The organism is Pseudomonas sp. JV449, assembly GCF_032424295.1.
In the GTDB taxonomy this organism is placed as follows: Bacteria; Pseudomonadota; Gammaproteobacteria; order Pseudomonadales; family Pseudomonadaceae; genus Aquipseudomonas; species Aquipseudomonas marginalis.
In genome coordinates this window covers 43,467-66,248 of the sequence record NZ_VYKD01000016.1, presented here as the reverse complement: position 1 = coordinate 66,248, position 22,782 = coordinate 43,467, and the positions used below count along the sequence as shown (strand labels likewise).

At 61.1% G+C, this 22,782-nt stretch carries 18 protein-coding genes and 1 pseudogene; 7 read left to right on the top strand and 12 right to left on the bottom strand.

All coding sequences use genetic code 11. The features are described 5' to 3' along the window. Positions 1–106 precede the first annotated feature (106 nt). Genes F6S08_RS15975 through F6S08_RS15960 form a run of 4 tightly spaced genes read right to left on the bottom strand, consistent with a single transcriptional unit; the run spans position 107 to position 2,704 of the window. On the bottom strand, positions 107–1,426 hold the full coding sequence (locus tag F6S08_RS15975; protein ID WP_074845296.1) for a sensor histidine kinase: 1,320 nt from the start codon (positions 1,424–1,426) through the stop codon (positions 107–109). Then, on the bottom strand, positions 1,423–2,091 hold the full coding sequence (locus tag F6S08_RS15970; protein WP_065926938.1) for a response regulator transcription factor: 669 nt from the start codon (positions 2,089–2,091) through the stop codon (positions 1,423–1,425). The genes F6S08_RS15975 and F6S08_RS15970 overlap by 4 nt, the downstream gene beginning before the upstream one ends. Beyond that, a complete protein-coding gene (locus F6S08_RS15965; RefSeq protein ID WP_315871875.1) occupies positions 2,091–2,402 on the bottom strand; it encodes a PepSY domain-containing protein in 312 nt (103 codons plus the stop codon). Before F6S08_RS15965 ends, F6S08_RS15970 begins: the two co-directional genes overlap by 1 nt. Continuing rightward, a complete protein-coding gene (locus tag F6S08_RS15960) occupies positions 2,402–2,704 on the bottom strand; it encodes a PepSY domain-containing protein (protein ID WP_065926937.1) in 303 nt (100 codons plus the stop codon). The genes F6S08_RS15965 and F6S08_RS15960 overlap by 1 nt, the downstream gene beginning before the upstream one ends. Positions 2,705–2,898: 194 nt before the next feature. Here F6S08_RS15960 and F6S08_RS15955 point away from each other — a divergent pair, with 194 nt between their 5' ends. From F6S08_RS15955 to codA, 6 genes are all read left to right on the top strand, one after another. Next, the gene (locus F6S08_RS15955) at positions 2,899–3,978 is read left to right on the top strand and encodes a hypothetical protein (RefSeq protein ID WP_065926936.1); all 1,080 of its coding nucleotides are present in this window, start codon (positions 2,899–2,901) and stop codon (positions 3,976–3,978) included. 76 nt (positions 3,979–4,054) lie between these two features. Next, a complete protein-coding gene (gene queD, locus F6S08_RS15950; protein WP_003237990.1) occupies positions 4,055–4,411 on the top strand; it encodes a 6-carboxytetrahydropterin synthase QueD in 357 nt (118 codons plus the stop codon). Positions 4,412–4,507: 96 nt separating this feature from the next. After that, positions 4,508–5,131 carry an NUDIX hydrolase gene (locus F6S08_RS15945; RefSeq protein ID WP_027603137.1) on the top strand — a complete coding sequence of 208 codons (624 nt, stop codon included), beginning with the start codon at positions 4,508–4,510 and terminating at the stop codon, positions 5,129–5,131. Positions 5,132–5,321: 190 nt separating this feature from the next. Beyond that, complete coding sequence (gene codB, locus F6S08_RS15940; protein WP_065939378.1) at positions 5,322–6,584, top strand: cytosine permease; 1,263 nt, start codon at positions 5,322–5,324, stop codon at positions 6,582–6,584. Continuing rightward, positions 6,581–7,786: a PucR family transcriptional regulator gene (locus F6S08_RS15935; RefSeq protein ID WP_065926933.1), complete on the top strand. Its 1,206-nt coding sequence runs from the start codon at positions 6,581–6,583 to the stop codon at positions 7,784–7,786. Before codB ends, F6S08_RS15935 begins: the two co-directional genes overlap by 4 nt. A 27-nt stretch (positions 7,787–7,813) precedes the next feature. Continuing rightward, the gene (codA, locus tag F6S08_RS15930) at positions 7,814–9,049 is read left to right on the top strand and encodes a cytosine deaminase (protein ID WP_315871874.1); all 1,236 of its coding nucleotides are present in this window, start codon (positions 7,814–7,816) and stop codon (positions 9,047–9,049) included. Positions 9,050–9,058: 9 nt separating this feature from the next. Here codA and F6S08_RS15925 read toward each other — a convergent pair whose 3' ends face one another. From F6S08_RS15925 to F6S08_RS15905, 5 genes and pseudogenes are all read right to left on the bottom strand, one after another. Next, positions 9,059–11,209, bottom strand: a complete 2,151-nt coding sequence (locus F6S08_RS15925; protein ID WP_315871873.1) for a lipase family protein — start codon at positions 11,207–11,209, stop codon at positions 9,059–9,061. Positions 11,210–11,221: 12 nt separating this feature from the next. Next, on the bottom strand, positions 11,222–12,004 hold the full coding sequence (locus tag F6S08_RS15920; RefSeq protein ID WP_315871872.1) for a hypothetical protein: 783 nt from the start codon (positions 12,002–12,004) through the stop codon (positions 11,222–11,224). Then, positions 11,997–12,833 carry a DUF4123 domain-containing protein gene (locus F6S08_RS15915; protein WP_315871871.1) on the bottom strand — a complete coding sequence of 279 codons (837 nt, stop codon included), beginning with the start codon at positions 12,831–12,833 and terminating at the stop codon, positions 11,997–11,999. The genes F6S08_RS15920 and F6S08_RS15915 overlap by 8 nt, the downstream gene beginning before the upstream one ends. Beyond that, on the bottom strand, positions 12,833–14,851 hold the full coding sequence (locus F6S08_RS15910) for a type VI secretion system tip protein VgrG (RefSeq protein WP_315871870.1): 2,019 nt from the start codon (positions 14,849–14,851) through the stop codon (positions 12,833–12,835). Before F6S08_RS15910 ends, F6S08_RS15915 begins: the two co-directional genes overlap by 1 nt. 310 nt (positions 14,852–15,161) lie before the next feature. Then, positions 15,162–16,149 (bottom strand): annotated as a pseudogene (locus F6S08_RS15905) (diaminopimelate epimerase). Between the two features lie 345 nt (positions 16,150–16,494). On the opposite strand from F6S08_RS15905, the gene F6S08_RS15900 reads away from it, so the two are divergent. Then, complete coding sequence (locus tag F6S08_RS15900) at positions 16,495–17,646, top strand: MFS transporter (protein ID WP_027603128.1); 1,152 nt, start codon at positions 16,495–16,497, stop codon at positions 17,644–17,646. A gap of 10 nt (positions 17,647–17,656) precedes the next feature. Here the strand turns inward: F6S08_RS15900 and F6S08_RS15895 are convergent, their stop codons facing one another. From F6S08_RS15895 to F6S08_RS15885, 3 genes are all read right to left on the bottom strand, one after another. Next, entirely contained in the window at positions 17,657–18,427 is a 771-nt protein-coding gene (locus F6S08_RS15895; protein ID WP_315871916.1) for a type III secretion effector protein, read from the bottom strand. Between the two features lie 769 nt (positions 18,428–19,196). After that, a complete protein-coding gene (locus tag F6S08_RS15890; protein WP_065926924.1) occupies positions 19,197–20,153 on the bottom strand; it encodes a type III secretion effector protein in 957 nt (318 codons plus the stop codon). Between the two features lie 198 nt (positions 20,154–20,351). Further along, positions 20,352–22,757: a TonB-dependent siderophore receptor gene (locus F6S08_RS15885; protein WP_065926923.1), complete on the bottom strand. Its 2,406-nt coding sequence runs from the start codon at positions 22,755–22,757 to the stop codon at positions 20,352–20,354. Positions 22,758–22,782 lie beyond the last annotated feature (25 nt).

The window sequence follows — 22,782 nt, the reverse complement described above, 5'->3', positions numbered from 1 at the left end:
CCGCGGCTCGAGCTTGAATCGGCAGCGCGCCTGACGCAGCCTCGCTTGCGCTCGGCAGCTGCGGATTTGCGCGGTGTTGGATAAGACGGTATCTACGGGGGTGTTTTCAGATCTGGCGGCGTGGCAATTCGATCAGTGCCTTGAGCCCGCCCAGCTCGCTCTCCTGCAACTGCAACATCCCGCCCCACACCTCGACAATGTCGCGCACGATCCCCAGCCCCAGGCCATGGCCGTCGATCTGTTCGTCCAGGCGTGCACCGCGGCTGAAGACCTGGTCACGCTGGGCCTCGGGAATCCCGGGACCGTCATCTTCCACCGCCAGCAGGTAAGCATGCGGCGTCTCGCTGACGCTCACGCGCACCTCCGCATCCGCCCATTTGCAGGCGTTGTCCAGCAGGTTGCCGAGCAGCTCCAGCAGGTCTTCGCGGTCCCAGGGCAGTTGCAGACCCGGCGCGACGTGGTAACTGAGGTCCAGGTGTTCGCCATGGATCATGTTCAACGTGGCGAGCAGGCCGGGCAGTTCTTGTTCACAGTCGAACAAGGCACCCGGCAGGGTTTCGCCGGCCAGCCGGGCGCGATTGAGTTCACGGTTGAGGCGTTGTTGCACCTGCTCCAATTGTTCGCGCAGCAGTTTGCTCAGTTCGGGGTGATCCTTGAGCGCCTCGCTCGAGGCGGCGCTCAACAGCACCGCCAGCGGGGTTTTCAGCGCATGCCCAAGGTTGCCGAGGGCATTGCGCGAACGTTTGAGACTGTCTTCGGTGTGGGCCAGCAGGTGGTTGATCTGGGCGACCAGTGGTTCCAGTTCCAGCGGCACCTGGGTGTCGAGTTGCGAGCGTTGGCCTTGTTGCAGTTGGGCGATCTGGTTACGCGCGTTTTCCAGCGGGCGCAAGGCGCGACGTACGGTGACTCGCTGCAAAAACAACACCAGCAGCAGTGCCGCCAGCCCCAGCACCAGGCCGATCCGACGCATCAGGCGAAAACTTTCCCGCACCGGGGTGTAGTCCTGGGCCACGCTGATGGAAATCGATTGGCCAAAGCGCTTGTAGTCCGAACGCAGCACCAGCAATTGCTGGCCTTCGGGCCCCAATTGCAGGTTGCCCTTGAGCCCGGCCTCGGGCAGTCGGGGCAATTCCTGGTCCCACAGCGAACGGGAGCGCCAGTGAGTGTCGGCAAAATCGATACGGAAATAATGCCCGGAAAACGGCCGCTGGTAGGCCGGCGACAGGCGCTGCTCATCCAGTTGCACACCGTTGGGCCCGCGTACCAGGGCGACCAGCAGGTTCTCGGCATCGTTGCGCAACCCCGCTTCCAGGTAGCGTTGCAAACCGGCCTCGAACAACCACAGGCTGGTTTGCGCCAGTACCACGCCGACGATCACCATCACGCTGATCAGGCCCAGGCTCAGGCGGCGCTGAATCGACTTCATGCAGGGCTGGCGCCAAAGCGGTAACCCTGGCCGCGCCGGGTTTCGATCACGCTGCGGCCGAGTTTGCGGCGCAGGTGGTTGACGTGCACTTCCAGCACGTTGGAGTCGCGCTCGGTCTCGCCGTCGTACAGGTGCTCGGCCAGGTGGCTTTTCGAGAGGATCTGTTCGGGGTGCAGCATGAAGTAGCGCAACAGGCGAAATTCTGCGGCGGTCAGTTGGATCTCGTCGCCATCGCGCAGCACGCACTGGCGGCCTTCGTCCAGGTGCAGGCCGGCAGCTTGCAAGGTGGGTTGGTTGGCCTGCCCGTGGGAGCGGCGCAACAGCGCCTGGATGCGCAGGTGCAGCTCTTCGGGGTGAAACGGTTTGCTCAGGTAATCGTCGGCACCGGCCTTGAGCCCTTCGATGCGCTCGGCCCAGGAATCGCGGGCGGTGAGGATCAACACCGGGGTGGTCAGCGCGGCGGCGCGCCATTGCGCCAGCACCTCAAGGCCGGGCAAACCGGGCAGGCCGAGGTCGAGGATGATCAGGTCGTAGGGTTCGCTGCGGCCCTGATACGCGGCGTCACGGCCGTCGGCCAGCCAGTCGACGGCATAACCCTGGCGCTGCAGGCCGGCCAGCAGTTCATCGGCCAGGGGTACGTTGTCTTCCACCAGGAGCAGGCGCATCAGTCTTCCTCATCTTTGATCAGTACACCGTTGGTGGCGTCGAGTTTGATCTCGCGCACCACGCCGTCGGTGGTCACCAGTTCCACTTCGTAGGCATATTGGCCGTGCTTTTTCTCAAGCTCGGCTTTCAGCAGGCGCGAGCCGGGATACCGCGCCATGGCCTGCTGCAACAGTTGCTCCAGAGGCAGGATCACCCCCTGCTGGCGCAGCGCCAAGGCTTCGTCCTGGTTGAGGTCGCGGGCCTGCAAGCCTGAGCAGAACACCACCAGCACCAACGCCACTCGACTGCCGGCGCGTAAATTTACCTTCATTACGTATCCTGATGATTCTTGAGAACCTGCCCGGTAAGCGCGTCCAATTCGACCTCCCATTCAATGCCGTCGGCATCTTGCAGTTCGACTTCATAGACATACTTGCCGTAAGCCTCGTCCAGGTCGGTGTCCAACAGCGTTGAACCGGGGTGCAGGGCCTGGGCTGTGGCTTCGAGCTGGTCGAAAGCGACAATTGTAACAGTGGCGGGCACGATCAGTGGTTTGTCGGGGTCCACGGCTCCGGCCTGAGTCGCCGTGGAGGCGATGATAGCGGCGGCGACCAGAGCAGTGAGGCGTTTCATGATGAGTCTCCGTTACACGATGTTTTTCCTACGCCGGCCACGGTAGCGGCTGCAACTTAACTGAAACTGAATTGCCACCATGGCAATTTCCAGCAGGCGCGACGGGCTACGATGTTTATTCAGGACTCACGCGGTATCGTTAACGTTTTTCGCGAGCACGCTTGCGCCTACACCTCGCTTCAACAGAGACCGGTATGACAGCCATCCATATCAAGTTCCCCGCCCTGACCCTCAAGGCCGGCAAACGCGCCTTTGCGCACATTCGCGAACAGGGTCTCAAGCCTGCGGATGTCGGCATCCTTCCCGGTGCGGCCGGCGGCCCCAAGGCGCTGGGGATCCAGGGCCTGGACCTGGCGCTGTTCGGCGACTGGCTGCCGCGCGCACCGCGGGAGCGGGCGTTGATCGGCGCATCGATCGGTTCCTGGCGGTTTGCCAGCGCCTGCCTGCCCGACCCGGTGCAAGGCCTGCTGGACCTCGGCCGCCTGTACAACGAACAACGCTTTGCCAAAGGCGTGACCATGGCCGAAGTCAGCCGCAGCTGCCAGCGCATGCTCGACGACCTGCTGGCCGGCCGCGATGCACGAGTGCTGGACAACCCCGACTACCGGCTGAACATCATGGTGGTCAAGAGCCACGGCCTGCTCGCCGATGACCACCGTGGGCGCCTGGGTTTGGGCCTGTCATCGGTGATTGCCGACAACCTGCGCGGCCGTGCGCGGCTGGCGCGGCATTTCGAGCGGCTGATCATCCACGACCCGCGCCAGGCACCGCCGGTGCACCCGCTGAAGGATTTTCCATCGCGCTTTCTTGAGCTGGACATGGGTAACCTGCGCCAGGCGCTGCTGGCGTCCGGGTCGATCCCCATGGTGATGCAAGGCGTGCGCGACCTGCCCGGAGCCGGCACCGGCACTTACCGCGACGGCGGCCTGCTGGACTACCACCTCGACCTGCCCTACCACGGCGACGACATCGTGCTGTACCCGCACTTCACCGACCGGGTCATCCCCGGCTGGTTCGACAAGGGCCTGCCATGGCGGCGCAGCAACCCACAAGGCTTGCAGGATGTGTTGCTGCTGGCGCCGTCCAGGGACTACCTGGCCCGCCTGCCCCACGGCAAACTGCCGGACCGCAGCGACTTCAAGCGCTTCATGGGCGACGACCCGAGCCGCAACAAGTACTGGCAAACCGCGATGAGCGAGAGCCGGCGGCTGGGGGATGAGTTTCTGCAGCTGGCCGATAACGGTGGCCTGGGCGAGCGCTTGCAGGCGCTTTGACCCAGCGGTATGCGCGGCATGGGATCAAGCTGTTAAACTCGCCGCCTGCCAGATACCTGACCGAGCTGAAAATACTGTGGAAATCTTCAAAGAGTTTACCTTCGAGTCCGCCCACCGCCTGCCCCACGTACCGGAAGGCCACAAGTGCGGGCGCCTGCATGGGCATTCGTTCAAGGTGGCGATCCACCTGAGCGGCGACCTGGATCCCCATACCGGCTGGATTCGTGACTTCTCGGAGATCAAGGCGATTTTCAAGCCGCTCTACGAACGCCTCGACCACAACTACCTCAATGACATCCCAGGCCTGGAAAACCCCACCAGCGAAGTGCTGGCCAAGTGGATCTGGACTGAACTCAAGCCGCTGCTGCCGGAGCTCAGTGCGATCCGCATCCACGAGACCTGCACCAGTGGCTGCATCTATCGCGGCGAGTAAACCTGCGCTGTTAAAAAACCACCCTTGCGGTGGTTTTTTTGTGCCTCCCGTAGCACCCTTCCACCCTTGCCCTTCTTCGCGACCGAGGAGATGTCCATGGAAACTACCTGGCTGGCCCAGGCCAAACGCTTGCAAGCATTGGCCTCCACGGGGCTGCACTTTTGCACCGATGATTTCGAGCGCGAACGCCTGGAAGAAATCGCCGAGATTGCCCACAGCATGCTGGCACAACTGGGCAACGTGCCGCTGGAGCGCATCACCGGGCTGGTGTCGGATTTCGCCCAGCGCTATTCGACGCCGATGATCGACGTACGTGGCGCGGTGATCGAGGGTGAGCGGATTCTGCTGGTGCGCGAGGCCACCGACGGTTGCTGGGCGCTGCCCGGTGGTTATGCCGATATCGGGTTGTCGGCGGCGGAAAACATCATCAAGGAAATTCGCGAGGAAGCCGGCCTGAGCGTTACTGCGCGTGCACTGTATAGCGTCACCCACAAGGCCAAGGGGCTGTACCGGCCGGATGTGCGGGATTTCTACAAGTTGTATTTCCTGTGTGAACGGGTGGATCAACTGGCGCCGGTGGCCGGGTTCGAGACCACCGAGGTGGGCTTTTTCAGCCTGGACGAGCTGCCGCCGCTGTCCCGTGGGCGCACCATCGAAAGTGATCTGGAGGCGGCGTTCGCCTTTCATCGCGGCGAGACCACGCAGACGCTGTTCGACTGATCCAATTTGTATCACTGCTGCACCGCTTTCGTGCCCGTCTGGGCACAACGAACACTCCCGCCTGCATTCCCCGCCTGTTTGGCTATAAATACTGTGCACGGTGCACAGTGGCGACCGTGCGCCTGTCACTGCCGGTGATTTGGCACGCCCGATGCAACAGGCCTGCGTCACTCATTCAGGGAGCACGCACATGACGCAGCAAGAACCGGGCAACGATTACCCCTTAAGCGAAGTCCCCATGCATGCGCGCAAAGGCCTGGCGTCGACCGCCATGGTGCTGCTGGGCTTTACCTTTTTTACCGCGACCATGTTTGCCGGCGGCAAGCTCGGGGTGGCGTTCAGTTTCACCGAGATGCTCGGCGTGGTGGCCCTGGGTAACCTGCTGTTGGGTATCTACGCCGCAGGCCTGGGTTACATCGCGTTCAAGAGCGGGTTGAACTCGGTGTTGATGGGCCGCTTCTGCTTTGGCGAGGTGGGCAGCAAGCTCAGTGACTTGATCCTCGGGTTCACCCAGATCGGCTGGTACGCCTGGGGCACCGCCACGGCGGCCGTGGTGCTGGGCAAGTATTTCGAGCTGAGCCAGGGCAGCGTGCTGGCGTTGATGGTGCTGTTCGGCCTGGTGTTTTGCGCCACGGCCTACGTGGGCTATCGCGGGCTGGAGATTCTTTCCTACATCGCGGTGCCAGCCATGGGCCTGTTGCTGTTGCTGTCGATGTGGGTCGCCACGGTGAAAGTCGGCGGGCTGGATGGGCTGCTGGCGGTGGTGCCGACCGGCGAGCTGGATTTGTCCACGGCGATCACCCTGGTGTTCGGCACGTTCGTCAGCGGCGCCACCCAGGCCACCAACTGGACGCGATTTTCCCGCTCGGCCAAGGTCGCGGTGCTGGCCAGCCTGATCGGGTTCTTTATCGGCAATGGTTTGATGGTGCTGATCGGCGCCTATGGCGCGATCGTCTACCAACAGCCCGACGTGGTCGAAGTGTTGCTGCTGCAAGGCTTTGCCATGGCGGCAATGGCCATGTTACTGCTCAATATCTGGAGCACCCAGGACAACACCATCTACAACTTCGCCGTGGCCGGCTGCAACCTGCTGCGCACCAAGCGGCGCAAAACCGTGACCTTGGCGGGTGCGGTGATCGGCACCTTGCTGGCGTTGCTGGGTATGTACGACATGCTGGTGCCGTACCTGATCCTGCTGGGCACGGTGATTCCGCCGATTGGCGGGGTGATCATGGCGGACTTCTTCTACCGCTGGCGCGGCCACTACCCGCGCCTGGCGGATGCGCGCCTGCCAGCCTTCAACTGGGCCGGGCTGGTGGCGTACGCAGTGGGTACCGTGCTGGCGTTCAACTCGCCGTGGGTCGCGCCGTTGGTGGGCATCGCTGCCGCGTCGCTGACCTACGTCGCGCTCACCGCCGTGCTGCGCGTGCCTTTGGCTGATGCCCGGGCATGAGCCTGACCATTGCGGATGTACTGGCGTTGCCGGGACTGGAATCCATGCGCCTGCGCGCCGGCGCTGCCGCCCTGGATAACGTCGTGCGTTGGCCTTATGTGGCGGAAAACAGTGGGATCGCCGAGTGGGTGCTGGGCGGTGAATTGGTGTTCGTCACCGGCATCAACCACCCACGGGATGAGGCCAACCTCCTGCAACTGCTGGACGAAGCCTGCCAGCGCCAAGTGGCCGGGTTGGTGATCCTGACGGGAGCGGCGTATATCCAGGCAATTCCCCAGCGCTTGCTCGACGCCGCCGAAACCGCCGGCATGCCGCTGATCGAACAGCCCTACTCGCTGAAAATGGTACTGGTGACCCAGGCGATTGGTTCGGCGCTGATCCAGTCCGAGCAACTGGGACGCTCGCGGCACGACGTGCTGGAGCGCTTGCTGAGCGGGGATTATCAATCCCTGGATTTGCTGCTGCATCGGGCCGTGCAATTGAATATGCCACTGGCCGGGCATTGGCAGGTCGCCCAACTGCAATTGGAAGGCAGTGAGTTGCTGTTTGCCCAGGGTGACGCGGCACAGGTGGAGGCACAGCTGGCGCGGCAACACGACGGTATCAGTCGGCGCTTGCGTCAATTATCGGCGGTACTGCCGGTACTGGGGCGCGCCGGACAATGGACCCTGCTGCTGCCGGCACCGGATGCCGTCACGGCCTTGGCCAACCGCCAGCAACTGGCCAACTGGCTGAACCCGCTCAACCTGCGCCTGGCGCCGCTGAAATTGTTTATCGGCCTGAGCGCCGCTGCACACCCACCCGCGCGCCTGGCCCAGGCGCAGGACGAAGCACGCCAGGCATTGGTGGCGGCACGACGCTTCAGCGAGCGTGCCGGGCTGTGCGTGTATGACGAACTGGGCGTGCTCAAGCTGCTCAGCGGTGTGCGTGATCGCGCCCTGCTCGACCAGTTCCTCAATGAACGCCTGGGCCCGCTGCTGCGTCACGACCTGCACCACGGGCCCAGCCTGATGCCGACCCTGGAAGCCTGGTTTCACGAGAATGGTAACCTTGTGGCTGCCGCCCAGCGCCTGGCCTTGCACCGCAATACCCTGACACACCGTGTCCAGCGCATCGAAGCCCTGTGCGGTCTGACATTGGATAACGCTTATGACCGCCTGGACATCGGCATCGCCCTGATGATCTGGCGGCTGTCTGCCTGATTGTTTTTAGCCAAGAGGAACTTGCCCATGCACATCATCAACGCCCGCCTGCGCAACCGTGAAGGCCTGCATGATCTGCACCTGGAACACGGCCGGATCGCCAGCATCACCCCACACACAACAGCGCCGGCAGTGGGGCCCAATGACCTGGACGCAGCCGGCAACCTGGTGATACCGCCCTTCGTCGAACCGCACATTCACCTCGATGCCACCCTCACCGCCGGCGAACCACGCTGGAACATGAGCGGCACCCTGTTCGAAGGCATCGAGTGCTGGGGTGAACGCAAGGCCACCATCACCGAGGAAGACACCAGGACCCGCGCCAAAAAAACCATCCAGTCCCTCGCCGCCCACGGCATCCAGCATGTACGCACCCATGTCGATGTCACCGACCCCGACCTCACGGCGCTCAAGGCCATGCTGCAAGTGCGCGAAGAAAGCACGCACCTGATCGACCTGCAAATCGTCGCCTTTCCCCAGGAAGGCATCGAGTCATACCGCAACGGCCGCGAACTGATGGAAGAAGCTATTCACCTGGGCGCCGATGTGATCGGCGGCATCCCCCACTTTGAATACACCCGCGACCAAGGCGTGAGTTCGGTGAAGTTCCTGATGGACCTGGCCGAACGCACCGGCTGCCTGGTGGATGTGCACTGCGACGAGACCGACGACCCGCACTCACGCTTCCTCGAAGTACTTGCCGAAGAAGCCCGCAGCCGCGACATGGGGGCCCGCGTCACCGCCAGCCACACCACGGCCATGGGTTCCTACGACAATGCCTACTGCGCCAAACTGTTCCGCCTGCTGGGGCACTCCGGGATCAGCTTCGTCTCTTGTCCCACCGAAAGCATCCACCTGCAGGGTCGCTTCGACAGCTTCCCGAAACGCCGTGGTGTCACCCGGGTCAACGAGCTGCTGGAGGCCGGCATGAACGTATGCTTTGGCCAGGACTCCATCGTCGATCCCTGGTACCCGCTGGGCAACGGCAACATCCTGCGCGTGCTGGAAGCCGGTTTGCACATCTGCCATATGCTCGGCTACCGCAACCTGCAAAGCGCCCTCGACCTGGTGACCGACAACAGCGCCAAGGCCCTGGCCCTGGGTGACCGTTACGGCCTAGAAGCCGGGCGCCCAGCCAACCTGCTGATCCTCTCGGCCGACAGCGACTACGAGGTGATTCGCAGCCAAGGGCTGCCGCTGTACTCGATTCGCCACGGCAAGGTGTTGATGAAACGCCAGCCGGCGCAGGTAGAGTTTGTCTAAGCACCCAGGTCAGACGATTGAGTCGAGATCCAGCGGCTGTGCCCTCCCCAGCTCACTCTGCGCAGCGGGAGGGATGCTCGCGACCTGAGGCAACGCCTGATTTTCACGATGGCGGAACCAGCGCTTGAGACTGGGTTGCAGGTTGGAGGAGTGGCTATGGCTGCCGTAGACATCACGCGCGTCGAGACGACGCCAGCGCAGGGTTTGCAGGCGTTCGCGACTGGTGTGCAGGCGGTCGATCTCAGCGTTCAGCGGCTCATGGTATTCATAGGCACGGTCGTTGGCCGGGCGCTGTCGAGCCAGTTCACGCCGCTTGTCTTGCAGTTGCTTGCGCATGGTCGCAAGGGCGTGGTCGAGCAGTTCAAACTCCCGTTGGGTCACCAGAGGACCGTTGCTATCCACCGCTTGTTGCCAGCGACGCAACGTCGCCCAGGCGGCCGGGATGTAGCTGGCGGTCATGAAATGCTGCTTGTATTGCACCAACTGTTTGATCAGGCCTTCGCGATCGGGCATGTCACCGCGCGTTTGCCATGCCCGGTTGCGGCCGGCTTCTTCAATGGACTCGCAGCCCGGCTTCCACAGCACGGACGAATGCGTACCGTCCGGGAGCATGATCGGCATGAAGTGCTGTTGATCGCCGTGGTGTTGGTAGGGGTTGCCGCCAATACGCACCAGGCCGGCGGCGAACAACAGGCCCCCGGCCGTGGGGGCGCTGAATAGCGTGACGGCACCGGGGATCCAGAGTTTGGCGGTGGTGTTCATCCAAGGGGCCGGGACGCTGGGGACCGGGTCGTTGTGGTTGACGATGCGGTGGTGGACCAACGTGGAAGCGCCGGCAGTGAATTCGGCATCGGCGGCGCGGGGGGCGCCGTAGGTGTAGAGGAGGATGTTGTAGTTACGCTCAGGAATACGACGTAACGCTTCTGCCAGTAACAACGCAATTGCGCCGCCCAAGCTATGACCGCAAATGACTATTCGTTGGCCTATGTGAAATTGACTGAGGTAACGCAGTACGAAGTCACGCACAGCCCGGTAAGCCTGATAGAAACCTTCGTGTGCCTTGCCGACCCCGTCGGCGAATGCAACCTGATGGGCGTTTGCATCCCGTAGTGCGTCGGCCGTGCTGAACGTTCCGCGCACTGAAATCAGGATCACCTCATCGTGATGGGTGATGAACGCCTGGGTGTCAGTGCCGTCTTTTTCGTCATCAAAGAAGTGCAAGCTTGCGGGATGTTCCTGTTTTTCGCCCAACTCCGGGCGATTTTGCAGGTACAACTCAGGGTCGAAGGGCAGGATTTCGAAGCGCCTGGAATAAGGGACATCTTCATAAAGAGGGAGAAATCGCCGGGTTTGCTCGGGATCAACTCGCCAGGCTTCACGGTATCCAGACAGTTGCTTGCCAAACAGATTCCCAACGCTGGGGTCCAGCGGGAAATGGACTTTATCAACGGGTTTCTTTGAGGGTTCCTGCCCAAAATCGCAGTAACTCAACGCTGCAAACAAAGCCAACTGATACAGGTTCAAAGCACAGAACTCATCTTCAGTGGAGAGCATCGGGCGCAAGGCTCGCAGCGGTCGGACTTCGAGAACGGTATGCTGGCTGGGGAACAGCACGATACCCGATAAGGTTGGCTGGGGCGGGCCAAAGCCCAGGTCGGCCATCATTTTTAATGCGTGGCGCTGGGGGCGGTGGGGTGTTTTTTCCACGGGGGGAAGATGGGCGATATGGCGAACCAGATCGCTTACTTCAACTTGGTAAAACCGATCTGAGCTCTGTCGTCCTGGATTGCTTTCAGTTCGCCGACCATCGACGCTTGAAAAACGGGTTTGTTCAGCTCGCACTTGAAGATCGGTGATCGGTAATGGATAGCTGTCTCGCTGCTGCAATGTTGAATAGTAGCCCCTCCCCGCCTCATATGGAGCATCTAAAACCAGCACGACAGGACCGCGACACTGCCCCTCCAACCGTGCAAACCCTTCTCCATTCAAATGGCCTTTGTACCGCTGCCCTGCGCTGTCAACAACATCATATCTAAGCCCTCCATAGGCTTTCCCATCACCTGATTCATCCACCAGACAAAAACTCAGCCAACCTCCATGCAATGCGCAAGCAGGCATACTTTCATCAAAAAAAGGGTGCTTCCATTCTTCCATCGTCATGCCTGGATATCCTTATTCAGTACAAGTTGGATAGATGTCGCATATACGCCCATCGGGCATTGTGATGGGCTTGAAGTCGGTAGTATTCCCGTTACAGAACGCATAAAGATCATCAAAATCCGTCCCTAGACAACGCTTCCACCCACCAGGAAAACGAATCCAGTTATCGCCCATGTAAGGTCGCTCTTCGGGATTGAGTCCTACTTTTATCAGTACCTTTTGTCCTCCCAGTTCATCTCGCAGCAAACCACCTCTCGTACCAGTGTTAGATAGCGCCCCACTGTCACTCAAATATCCACATTTAAGGACCTTTATGATTACGTGCTTCCGCCCTGCAGTCCGAAACAACCACTGACACTGCCAAGACAGCTCCTTAACTCCCGACTCCGGCATTCCTGGCCGATCCCCCTCCAGAAGATCCCGAATGGAAATCCCCCCTATATCCCCCCCAACGTCCGAATCCCGCTTGCCCCACTTCGCATAAAGATCAAAATCCACACTTCGCAGCACCAACGGACACCCCTGTACCGTCTCACTCAGAGGCAACTCATAACTCGCACGACTCGCCACCGGCTTGTACTCGGTAAAAAAGACCTTCCGCTCCGGCCTCTTGCCTCGGCGCCTTGGCAAGGTGCAGGTCTCACCTGTTGCAGGCCCATAGTTGGCGGCAGTTTTAAGTTTAAACTCCGCCGGTAAATCCACCTCCAACGTAAAGCGATCAACCGGCTTCATCGCACATCCCGAAAGTCCCGCCATCGCCAGCGCAAGCAGCACGCCCCATACACGCTTACTCATCCTTGTTCTCCAACATGTGCCACTGCTGCTTAACACGTTCAAAGTGATCCTGCGGTGTTTCTCCAACCGTCGGCTGCCAACGAATCCCACTGCTGCGAGTGGCCTCTTCCAGCCGTCGCACGACCAGAAACTCCAGCTGTTCCGGCTGGCTCCATCGCCAACTGCGAGCCTGTTCCAACACTTGGGTCAGCCAGACCCTGGGGTCTTGGAATTCAACCAATGCCGCCAGATCTTCACTGTGTTCAGCCAGCAGGTAACGCAGGATATTGGCGTGCAGGATGGCGCTGGCATTCGGGTTGGGCGTGTTCAGCCAAGGAGCTGGCTCGGGCACCGGATAGTCACCGGGGGCAGGGTTGTCACCACAGTGCCAACTGCCTTCATGCCAGTAGCACACACTGATCAGTGGGCCGAGGAATGCTGGCCAGTGTTCAAGGCCCAGATGGTTCAGTGCGCGCGCCAACGTACGATTGTCGTGAAGGCGGTACAGCGTCCGGTTATTCTCCGGTCCGACCAGCAGCCGGTCGCGCCAATGCCGGGACATGTCCGTCAGGTCCGCGTCTGGCAAGCTGCCCAGCCAGCCCCAATTCATCTCTGGTTCTTGCAGAAGATCGAGCAACGCGGGCTCCCCTACCTGATCCAGCAACAGGATCACGGGGCCAGCCGTGGCCATTTCCGCCAGTGGGGTTTGTGCGTAGAGGTGGCAGTACGCCGGAAAACCGCGTGCCGCCAACATTGGCTGGCACGCTGCGTTATTCCCCTCAAGCATCAGGCACAGCCTGTGCCCCGCCTGTTGCTGTTGGCTCATCCATCGGCTTGGAAGGTTTTCCATCAGGCTGCCCTCCCGCCGACAGTGCAGAGGCCTTCGCGGCAGTCCTCGCATAGCGGGCAGAAGTCCGCATCCAGTTGCCTGGCCAAGTGCATGATGGCGCCCTGTGTGGCGGAGATTTTCGGGCTCTGCGCAACCAACAGGGCGTTCGCAGACCCGGTCGCGGACGGGGTTCCACCGAGGGTGATGGGCCGACTGCTGAAAATGCCGCCTGCCTGGATCACCAGGTGCTCTCCGCCGGCCTTGAAACTCAGTTGTACGCCCGCGTCGATCACCAGGCTGGCGCCGGCCTTGAGATGCACCTGTTGCCCGGCTTCAATCACCAGGGTTTGCCCGACATAGGTCCGGCTGTCGCCCTGCACGTCCAGATGATCGCTGGCCTTGAGCACAACCTTGCGGTCACCGGTGACGTGACGGTGCTCCTCGCTTTCCAGGTGCGCCGTACTTAACCCTCGAATGATTTCACGCCGCTCACCGGCCACTTCCAGGCGACTGTCATGCCCCACCTGCTGCTCCAGGTCCCGCTGGGCACGAAGGTAGATGAGCTCCTTGCCACGGCGGTCTTCCAGGTGCAATTCGTTGCCGCCGCCTCCGCCCGGGGTGCTGCGACTGCGCAAGACGCTGCGGGTCTTGTGTTGCGGCAAGGAATAGGTCGGCATGTGCAACGCATTGGCCAGGCAACCGTTGATCAATGGTTGGTCCGGGTCGCCCTCCAGGAATGTCACCAGCACTTCCATACCCACCCGCGGGATCATCGTTGCGCCAAACCCGTCTCCGGCCCAACCCGATGCCACCCGCACCCAACAACTGCTTGTGTCATCGCTCTTGTCCAGTCGGTCCCAGTGAAACCGTACTTTTACCCGGCCGTATGCATCGCAATGCACCTCCTCGCCGGCAGGCCCGGTCACCGTGGCGGTCTGGGTGCCGTGGATGGTCGGCTTGGGGTGCTTGAGAGGGGGTCGATACGGCGCACTCCAGGGTGTCGCGGTGAAACGGTTGCGATACCCCTGGAATGCATCCACCTCACCTGTCCCATCCTCCAGCACCTGCGGTTGATAACCCTCGTGACGGACCGAAGTGATCAACCATAAATCATTGCAGGCCGGATCCGGATGGTCGTGCAGCTCAAGAAAATGCCCACTGCGCAGCACCGCTTGGTCGCTCCTGCCCAATGCCCGATATCCGCCGATCTGAAGGCGCTCCAACCCCCTGCGAGCCAGGCGCGCGCCCCGTGCATGGCCGGTAAACCCCGCCGGGTAGCGGTAGTCCTCAAGGGGTTGCGCTGAGGCAGAACCCGCGCTGTCTTGCAGACATAAGGACGGATGCTCGAAGTCATGATCACGACGCACCGTTTGCTGGCTGCGGGTCGCCAGGCGTACGTCGAAACGCTGGATAACCCGTGTCTCGGCCAGCGGCCCGCCGGCAGCTGAATAACGCTGCGCAGGCAGGCGGTGGAACACGGTCTGGTCGTCGCCAAACACCAGCACATGCTGGTGCTCGCTGTGACGGAAGTGGTAGTGAATGCCCTCCTCTTCACACAGCCGCTGGATGAAATGCAGGTCGGTTTCCGCGTATTGCACGCAGAACGTCCGCGGCGGGTAGACCACCGGCCCCAACTCAAAGGCATAGCGGTCGGCCAGGATGCCGTGGTGTTCGAGGACTGCCGCGATGATCTGCGGAACACTGCGCTGCTGGAAAATCCGCTGGTCGCGTCGATGGGCAAGGTAGGCGAGATGCGGCGCCAACGTCAGGTGATAACGGGTGAGCCGCCGCCCGGGATCATCGCGGCCAATCGCGTAAACCTGCCCGTGCAGGCCTTCATTGGCATCGCCAAAAACCAGGTAGGCAGGCTGGTGGAGCAGTGACTCCAGGTCCAGTGAAGGGTTTTCGCTGACCACCTGCACCTGGATGAAAAACGGCTGATCAAGCACCTCCTGACCGTTGAACGCCAGTACTTGAAAGTCAGTCTTTATGCCTGGAAGGATTAATTTGAAACGTGACGAAACAAACGCGTTAACCATCCGTTGTTACCCGCCAATATCGATAGTTATTACCGGACTGAGATACCTCCCCCGCCAAACATGAAATAAGTTGCCGAGGAAAAGCGCCTGAACGCCTTGAAGCTTAGCGTTTCCAGGAAAAAATCGGCCCCCAAAAAATAAAAAAGAAGTTTCGTACGACTGAGATTGAAGTGTCTTTTACAAAATAATAAATCAAGTCAATGAGCCACTTCTCAAACATAAGAAATGCCCTACACCAACTTTTATCTGATCAATTAATTAATAGCGAAACAGCTGACACCCACTCAGGGCGTCAACTGCTCAAAAGACTTCATGTCCGAGGCCGTGCAGTCCCGAACAGACTGACGCTCAGCAGCGTATCGACCTGGGTGTGCAAACGTACCGGCGCAGTGCCACCCGGCATCACCACCGCGACTTCACCTCCCTCAACCCAACCCGCTCGCCACGCCGCACAGGCCACGGCACTGGCGCTGGTGCCGGAGGACGCCGTGGGGCCCTCTCCCCGCTCGAACACCCGGGCAACCACCCGGTTGCCGGATTGCCTGGCGACCCATTGCAAATTGACTCCGGCCAAGCATGGCTCGCCGCTTCCTGCCGGGGGGGGCGAAGGCAATCGCCTGCAACGGTTCGAACAGCGCTGGCTGTTGCATCTGCAGATTGTCCGGCAAGGCTGACATGTGTTCGACCAGGGTCACACAATGAGGATTGCCCACACGCACAAACTGACTGTGCGCCCACTGTGGGTTGATTGCCGCCAACGCCTTCACATGGCTCAGTTCAATGTCGCCTTGGAACACCTGCTCAACCCCCTGAGCACCCACGGCCGACGGCCCGAACCCGGGCAACCCCAATGCCAGCCAGAATCCAGAGCGGTGCTCATAGACGGCAGGTTCGACCCGAGTCACCAACGGCGACACCCCGTCAGGCTGGTCATGATGCACGCGCAAATCACAGGCCTCGGTCATCAAGCCCTGGTCAGTAAGCGCCTGGGCAAAAATCGTCAACCCATTGCCACTGCGCTCGGCCAGGGAGCCGTCGGTGTTCACGATCAACAGGTCAAACGGCGGCTCGGCCTGGAACGGGCCCACCAGCAAGCCATCGCAGCGGTGGGCCTTGGCATTGGCCGGGCGCGGCGTCGAGCCCCACTCGCATTCAGACCTTATGGCCGATGCAGCCCAAGCCTCGCGAGTCCTCGCGGCCTGCGCCGCGCTGTCGGGCACCTCGATACCCCGCTGTCGTAGGAACGACGGGCTGGCGACCCCGTAAATGTTGCCACGTGCGTCATAGAACTGGGTCATGGCGCCACTTGCCTTGCAATCTTCATCGGTGCGTCCGCTCGGTTGCCTATAGGGTTGGACCAGCAGCGTATTACACAATGCAGGGTGTGTGGGAGGCGGCCTGGAAGGTGGTAATCCACCGTGAAAACCCGGGGGTTCACCAGCTCCCACAGGGATTACACACCTTCCAGAACGCCTTCCGCAAAGACACTCCGTGTGTGGTTGCCAACGCCCATGGCGTTCCAGAATTGCAAAAAAACTCATCGCCGCTGATCTCGGGGGGAACCCGGCTCGCCCCCCAAGGCCTGATGTGCAAGGATGTCGCGCCGGACATCGTTCGCTGAACGCAAAACCAAGGATTTTTTCATGACTGCCATCCCCACCTCAGCACCCGTGGTTCCCGGGCGGCTGGAACAAATGTCGACCCGTATCGCATTTTTCATCGCCGGCTTCGGCATTGCTGCCTGGGCGCCGTTGGTGCCATACGCCAAAGCACGCGCCGAACTGAGTGAAGGCACTCTGGGCCTGCTTCTGTTATGCCTGGGGGTGGGGTCTATCATCGCCATGCCGGCCGCCGGTGCGCTGGCGTCTCGTTATGGCTGCCGACGCGTGCTGAGCGCCGGCACGATCATGATATGCCTGGCCTTGCCCATGCTGGCCACGGTCAGCTCGATTCCGTTACTCATCGCCGGATTGTTCCTGTTTGGCGCGGGCCTTGGCACGGTGGACTCCACGGTGAACCTGCAAGCGGTGATTGTTGAGCGCGCCAGTGGCAAAACCATGATGTCGGGCTTCCACGGCTTGTTCAGCCTGGGAGGGATCGTCGGCGCGGCCGGGGTTGCCGGGCTGCTGGGGTTGGGTCTGTCACCTCTGCAGGCGACCCTGGTGGTGATCGTCATCATGGCACTGGCGCTGCTCAAGGCCGGGCCCCATTTGTTGCCCTACGGCAGTGAAAGTTCGGGTCCGGCATTTGCGATCCCCCACGGCGTAGTACTGTTCATCGGCTGTCTGTGCTTTATCGTGTTTTTGGCAGAAGGCGCCGTACTGGATTGGAGCGCCGTGTTCCTCAGTGCCGAACGCGGTCTGGACGAAGCTTACGCCGGCCTGGGTTACGCAGCCTTCGCCCTGACCATGACTGCCGGGCGCCTGACCGGCGATGCCATCGTGCGGCGCCTGGGCGCGACCCGTGTGATTGTGATCGGTGGTGCACTGGCCACTGCTGGCATGTTGCTGGCAACGTTATTGCCAGCCTGGGAAACCGCATTGCTGGGGTATGCGCTGGTAGGTGCCGGTTGTTCGAATATCGTACCGGTGCTGTACACCGCCGTCGGCAAGCAAACGGTGATGCCGGAACATATTGCCGTGCCTGCCATCACGACCTTGGGGTATGCCGGGATTCTTGCCGGCCCCGCAGTGATTGGCTTCATTGCCCATGGCAGCAGCCTGAGCAGTGCCTTTGTGCTGATCGCAGTGCTGCTCGCCGGTGTGTCCCTGAGCGGCAAGGTCCTCAAGGTATGACCCCCGCACATCAGCGCGCTTTGCGGGCCTTGTCCTGTTCCAGCCAACGCTCGAGGCTTTTGTTACTGAGCCAGCCGTCTTTTTGCGGCAGACCAAACAATCGTGTGCCGTTCGCACGTATCAGCGAAGGCAGCAGACCAGGCCGCTCAAGAATGTTCTTCGCCGTGTAGACACAGAGCTCGCTGTACCTGGGCCGAGGCATGCCGGAGGAAGGATCCAGCACAGGCGCACCCTCTTGATCAACGGCATGCGGGTCCTGCATGACGGCCTTGAGCATGGCGATTTCAACGTACTGGTGTTGTTCAAAGAAGAACGTCCGGTCCTGCGATTTATCCCTCAATTGTTCGAACTGGCCCTGCAGGGCCAGCACCACCTGGGTATTGCTCTGGGCATGGAACGGGTCCTGGCTGAACACACTTGGCGAGCTGTTCCCCTGTAGCGTTTGGGCTGCCGCCCTGAGACTGTCCGGGGTGATATCGCCGTCGCGGCTCAAAATTGCATCGCTCAACCGCGGGCGCTTGAGAATCTCGCTGACCACTTGAATCGTCCGGTCCAACTCCTCGCTTTTCCCCATACGTTCGTCTGCAACACGCTGCAATGACGAGCAGGTCAAACGCCCGTCGTTCAGGAAGGGGTACAGCCTGCCAAAATCTTTTTCCAGGCCCAACGCCAGTTGGCTGTCGGTGGACGTTACGCCGGGCTGGGCGAGGTTCACGCGCGTAGCAGCGGGCAGGTTCTGCAGCGCTCGCTGGCGCAGCACCGACATTGTTCCGCGCAGCACCAGAGGCAACCGCGACACGCCGTCGAGGCGCGCAGGAACAGCCCCCTGTCAGGTTTCAGAGGGCGTGAGCGGCGCTGGCACTGTAGACCGTAAAGCCGGCTCATCCAGTGCCAAGGGCAGACCATGAGGGGGTGCACCCTCGATCGTCATGGGTTTTCTCCAACGCGTTTCCGGTGATCACCACCCCCAGACGGAATCAGCGAATGGATTCCACCGGCAAGCACCCCATGTGTGGTTGGACAAACACAACAGTTCCGGACAACCGATGAATACCAATGACAGCATGTAAACAACGACCAGAAGGTACGGTGATTCCCACCCTTACCGACGCAACCAGGTCGTCAGGCTATTGATCAGCCTGGAATATCTGGGGGGCTTGGCGTCGTCACTCGCCATCTGTCCGGTCGCGAGCATGCCCCGGGAAAAGTCTTCCTCGACCGGCGCCTGGAATTGGCACTGACCGGCGAAAGCCCTCATGCGCCTGGCTTCGACAGCATGCACATCGGCCAGGGCCGGGGGCTCTTGCGCAACGATGGCACCCGTGGGCACAGTCGGATCGCCATCATCCGTATTGCGAAAGAGCTCATGACAGCTGGGCTGGGGCGGGTGAAACGAGCTTGACGTCATTTGCTAGCTCTCCATACGGAATCTGAAAGCCGACCGGTTTGATCAAGGCCGGTGCCTATGAACTACTTGGTCAGTCGGCGTAAACAGTTCCTGACAAAATTGAGCCAGGCACCGTCATTCAGCGGCGGCGCCTGGCGGACGGTCAGCGGGAAAGCAGGTAAAGCGCTTGCCAGCTGATCCGGCCGTCATTATCACGACCGGCGAGATTGTCCATTTTCCTCAACACGTCACTGCGCTTGAGTATCTCCTGGGACAGCTGGATCAGATGATCCATGGGCGAATCGCCTGTCTGCTCCTGGGCCGCCAGGCTCCTCAGGTGGTTGAAGCTCAGCTCCCGGTCCCAGGGATTACGTTTCAACTCGTCGAAATGCTCAAGCATTTCACCGGCCATTTCCTTGTCGGTCTTGTACTTGAAGTAGTTTTCCCCCTTGACCACGATGTTCACATTTTGCCGGTCGATCAGGCCATCCAATGCACCGGTGGAGGAGTGCCGGTCCAGGGCGCTCATCAGTTCCGGACGTCGCAGCAACTCGTTGGCCAGGCGAATGTTCGCGTTCGTGACCGGATTGGGAGACCAGGTTTTTTTCGCCATCCCATAGATACTGTCAACGCTGACATACCCAGGGTTGCTGCGGTCCCTGAAGGCATTGAAATTGTCACGTAACTGTTGCGCCAACTCGTCATTGCTTTTCAGCGAGTACGTCGGATCAGGCCAGCCCGGCGCGGGCGGATACGGCTTACCCACGGTAGGATCGGGGCGTGGTGGCGGATTGCAGTAGCCAGGACCTGGTTGTGGGCGATGCCAGGCAAACCAAGGGCTCACCCAGTGTCTGACCGTATCCATCAGGCCCTGCCTGGCCGGCTCGCTGGAGTGACGCATCACGTTGTCAGCAGCACTCTGACGGGGGGCCTGCGAAGAGGGCGCGCCGAACACGGGCCCCCTCTGGTTTTCCCGAGGCAGGAAGCTGACGTTTGCAGCCGCTTGGCCGTTGGGGGCAGTCGCTGGCCGAGGGGCTTTGACCTCAGGCCTGGAAGTGGCCTGCAAAAGGTCAGAAGTTGATGAGGTCGAGGCCTGTGTATCGGACACCAATACCGACATAGTTTTCTCCATTACAGTGGGCGCGATCTTCAGCTTGCCGCTCCAACGCAACGTCGAAGCCCTTTAGCTTTCCCATGTGTGGCACTTCTGTCGGAAACGGTTCCTGAACCAGCCGCAATATGCACTGCGAGGATGTAAGAAACAGGACAAACGATCGCAGCCTCTTGCAAGACTGCGACTTTTCCAAACCGATAAAGGTCAGAACCCGACGCTGGCCTGTACAAAAAACGTACGCGGCTCGCCCAGGTACAGCCCGGCATTGTTGTCGCTGGAGCGGGTGTAGTGCTGCTGGTCAAAGACGTTTTTCACCCCCACCCCCAGCTTCAGGTTCGACAGTTGTTCGCCAAAGTCGTAGCCACTGCGCACGTTGACCGAGACATAGCCCGGGATATCACCGTACTGCCCATCGGCGCTGCCCTGGGTAATGTAGGTGCTGGTGGTACCCGGTGCACGCTGTCCGGACTGGGCGTACACATCCAGGTTGTGGGTCCAGTGGTTGACGTCGTAGCGCAGGCCCAGGGTTGCCACTTCCCGGGAATACAGTGGCAGGTCGCGTCCTTTGAACGGTACGTCACCTTCGGCGGTAGCCTTGGTGTAGGTGAAGCCGGCGTTGGCGGTCAGGCCGTCCAGGCGAGGGTCCAGGTTCGACAAGTCATAGTGGGCCGACGCTTCGATGCCGGTGTGCTTGGTGGCGCCAAGGTTGGTCCAGCCCACGGCATTGCTGACGTATTGCAGCTCATCCGAGAAGTCGATGTAGAAATACGTGAGTTCCCCGCCCCACACACTGTCGCTGTAGCGCGTACCGACCTCATAGGTCTTGGCTTTTTCCGGGTTCAGGCCGCTGGCGGTCTGGTCGCCGCTGCCGCCTTGTCCGAGTTGGAAGTACTGCAGGCTGCCGAAGGAGGTTTCGTAGTTGGCGAACAATTTCCACGCATCGGAAAGGTGGTACATCACGCTCAGGGCCGGCAGCGGTTCCTGGCTATGGACCTCGCGGCGTTTTTCCTGGGTGCGGGGCCCCGTAAGGGGGATGACCGGACGGTCGTGCCATTCGGTGCGGATGTCTTCAAAACGGATGCCCGGGGTGACGGTCCACTTGCCGATATCGATCTTGTTGTCCACATAGAAGGCGTTGGCCTCGGTGCCACCGGTGCGATCCTGGTAGACGTGACCATCGCTGCGGCCACCCGACGTCGGCACGTTGTTGATCAGGTTCAGACTGGTGGCCTGCTCATGCATGCCTTCCTTGAGGTAGCGGTAACCGACGCTGACTTCCTGGGTGCTGGGGCCCACGTCGAATACATGGGATACCCGCGGCTCGATGCCGAAGGTGTAGTAGGTGCGCGGGTAGGACCCGAGGGTCGCGAGGTCGCGGTTAGCGATGTTACTGCCGCGGAAACTGTCGGAATAATAAGTCAGCACTTCGGCCTGGGTCCGGTCGTCGATTTGCCGGTTGTACTTGAAGGACACGTCCTTGCGACGCCCGCTGAAATTGTCCCAATCGCGCACCGACTGGTACGGGTTGGCATCGAACTGTTTCTGGGTCAGCCCGCCGGGCATGTCGGCGCTGGCATCGTAGTAATGGAAGTTCAGCGAGAAGTCGTCCTGGTCGGTCGGCGCCCAGTGGGTCTTGAAGATCACGTCGTCGATGTCGTTGCCGTTGTTGCTGTTGCGGTAACCGTTGCCATTCACTCCGGAGTACAACAGCGCAGCGCCGATGCCGTTTTCGGCAGTGCCGCCGATAAAAGCGCTCTCGATGTGCTTCCAGCCACCATGGGCGGAAGTTTGCAGGGTGGTGCCGACTTCACCGGAGAATTTCTCGGGGATCGCGCGGGTCACGAAGTTGATCACGCCACCGACGTTCTGTGGCCCATAACGCACGGAACCGGCGCCGCGTACCACGTCGATGCTGTCCAGGTTGCCGGCGGAAATCGGCGCCATCGACAGTTGTGGCTGGCCATAGGGCGCGAATGCCGCCGGCACCCCGTCGATCAGCACGGTGGAGCGTGGCGACAGACGTGATGTCAGCCCGCGTACGCCGACATTGAGGGAAATATCGCTGCCACCTGTGCCGTTGGATTCCTGCACCTGGACCCCAGGCATACGACGCAGCACATCACCGACATTCATCGCGCCCTGCTCCACCATGGCTTCGCGGCGAATCACCGTACGCGCGCCCGGGTGGTTCTGCACCACTTCGGCATCGGCATCCCCAAGCCAGTCGCCGACCACCCTGATGTCGGTGGCACTCAGTTCCAGGGGCGAACCGGCGTCACCGGCGCCGCTGCCGAGCGGGCGCAGGGTCACGGAACCGGCGTCGATCTGATAGTCCAGGCCACTGCCTTGCAGCAATTGGCGCAGGGCCTGTTCCGCCGACAGGTTGCCATCTACTGCCGGGGCCTGCTTGCCGGCGACCAGGTCGGGGCTGAAAAACACTTGCAGGGACGTCTGCTGCCCCAGTTGGCTCAGCGCGCTCCCCAGGGGTTGGGCCTGGATATGGATAGCGTCGCCAGCATAGGCCGCCGGCACTGCGGCACTGACAGCAAGCGCAAGGGCAAGCGGCGCCCAGCGGGAGATTTTATTGTTGTGAACGGCACATTTTTTCACGTCGACCCCAGTCCTGTAATCGCAA

Coding starts and splice junctions, on each gene's coding strand:
- F6S08_RS15975 (WP_074845296.1), bottom strand. CDS start 1,426: ATGAAGTCGATTCAGCGCCGCCTGAGCCTGGGCCTGATCAGCGTGATG.
- F6S08_RS15970 (WP_065926938.1), bottom strand. CDS start 2,091: ATGCGCCTGCTCCTGGTGGAAGACAACGTACCCCTGGCCGATGAACTG.
- F6S08_RS15965 (WP_315871875.1), bottom strand. CDS start 2,402: ATGAAGGTAAATTTACGCGCCGGCAGTCGAGTGGCGTTGGTGCTGGTG.
- F6S08_RS15960 (WP_065926937.1), bottom strand. CDS start 2,704: ATGAAACGCCTCACTGCTCTGGTCGCCGCCGCTATCATCGCCTCCACG.
- F6S08_RS15955 (WP_065926936.1), top strand. CDS start 2,899: ATGACAGCCATCCATATCAAGTTCCCCGCCCTGACCCTCAAGGCCGGC.
- F6S08_RS15945 (WP_027603137.1), top strand. CDS start 4,508: ATGGAAACTACCTGGCTGGCCCAGGCCAAACGCTTGCAAGCATTGGCC.
- codB (WP_065939378.1), top strand. CDS start 5,322: ATGACGCAGCAAGAACCGGGCAACGATTACCCCTTAAGCGAAGTCCCC.
- F6S08_RS15935 (WP_065926933.1), top strand. CDS start 6,581: ATGAGCCTGACCATTGCGGATGTACTGGCGTTGCCGGGACTGGAATCC.
- codA (WP_315871874.1), top strand. CDS start 7,814: ATGCACATCATCAACGCCCGCCTGCGCAACCGTGAAGGCCTGCATGAT.
- F6S08_RS15925 (WP_315871873.1), bottom strand. CDS start 11,209: ATGACGATGGAAGAATGGAAGCACCCTTTTTTTGATGAAAGTATGCCT.
- F6S08_RS15920 (WP_315871872.1), bottom strand. CDS start 12,004: ATGAGTAAGCGTGTATGGGGCGTGCTGCTTGCGCTGGCGATGGCGGGA.
- F6S08_RS15915 (WP_315871871.1), bottom strand. CDS start 12,833: ATGGAAAACCTTCCAAGCCGATGGATGAGCCAACAGCAACAGGCGGGG.
- F6S08_RS15910 (WP_315871870.1), bottom strand. CDS start 14,851: ATGGTTAACGCGTTTGTTTCGTCACGTTTCAAATTAATCCTTCCAGGC.
- F6S08_RS15900 (WP_027603128.1), top strand. CDS start 16,495: ATGACTGCCATCCCCACCTCAGCACCCGTGGTTCCCGGGCGGCTGGAA.
- F6S08_RS15890 (WP_065926924.1), bottom strand. CDS start 20,153: ATGTCGGTATTGGTGTCCGATACACAGGCCTCGACCTCATCAACTTCT.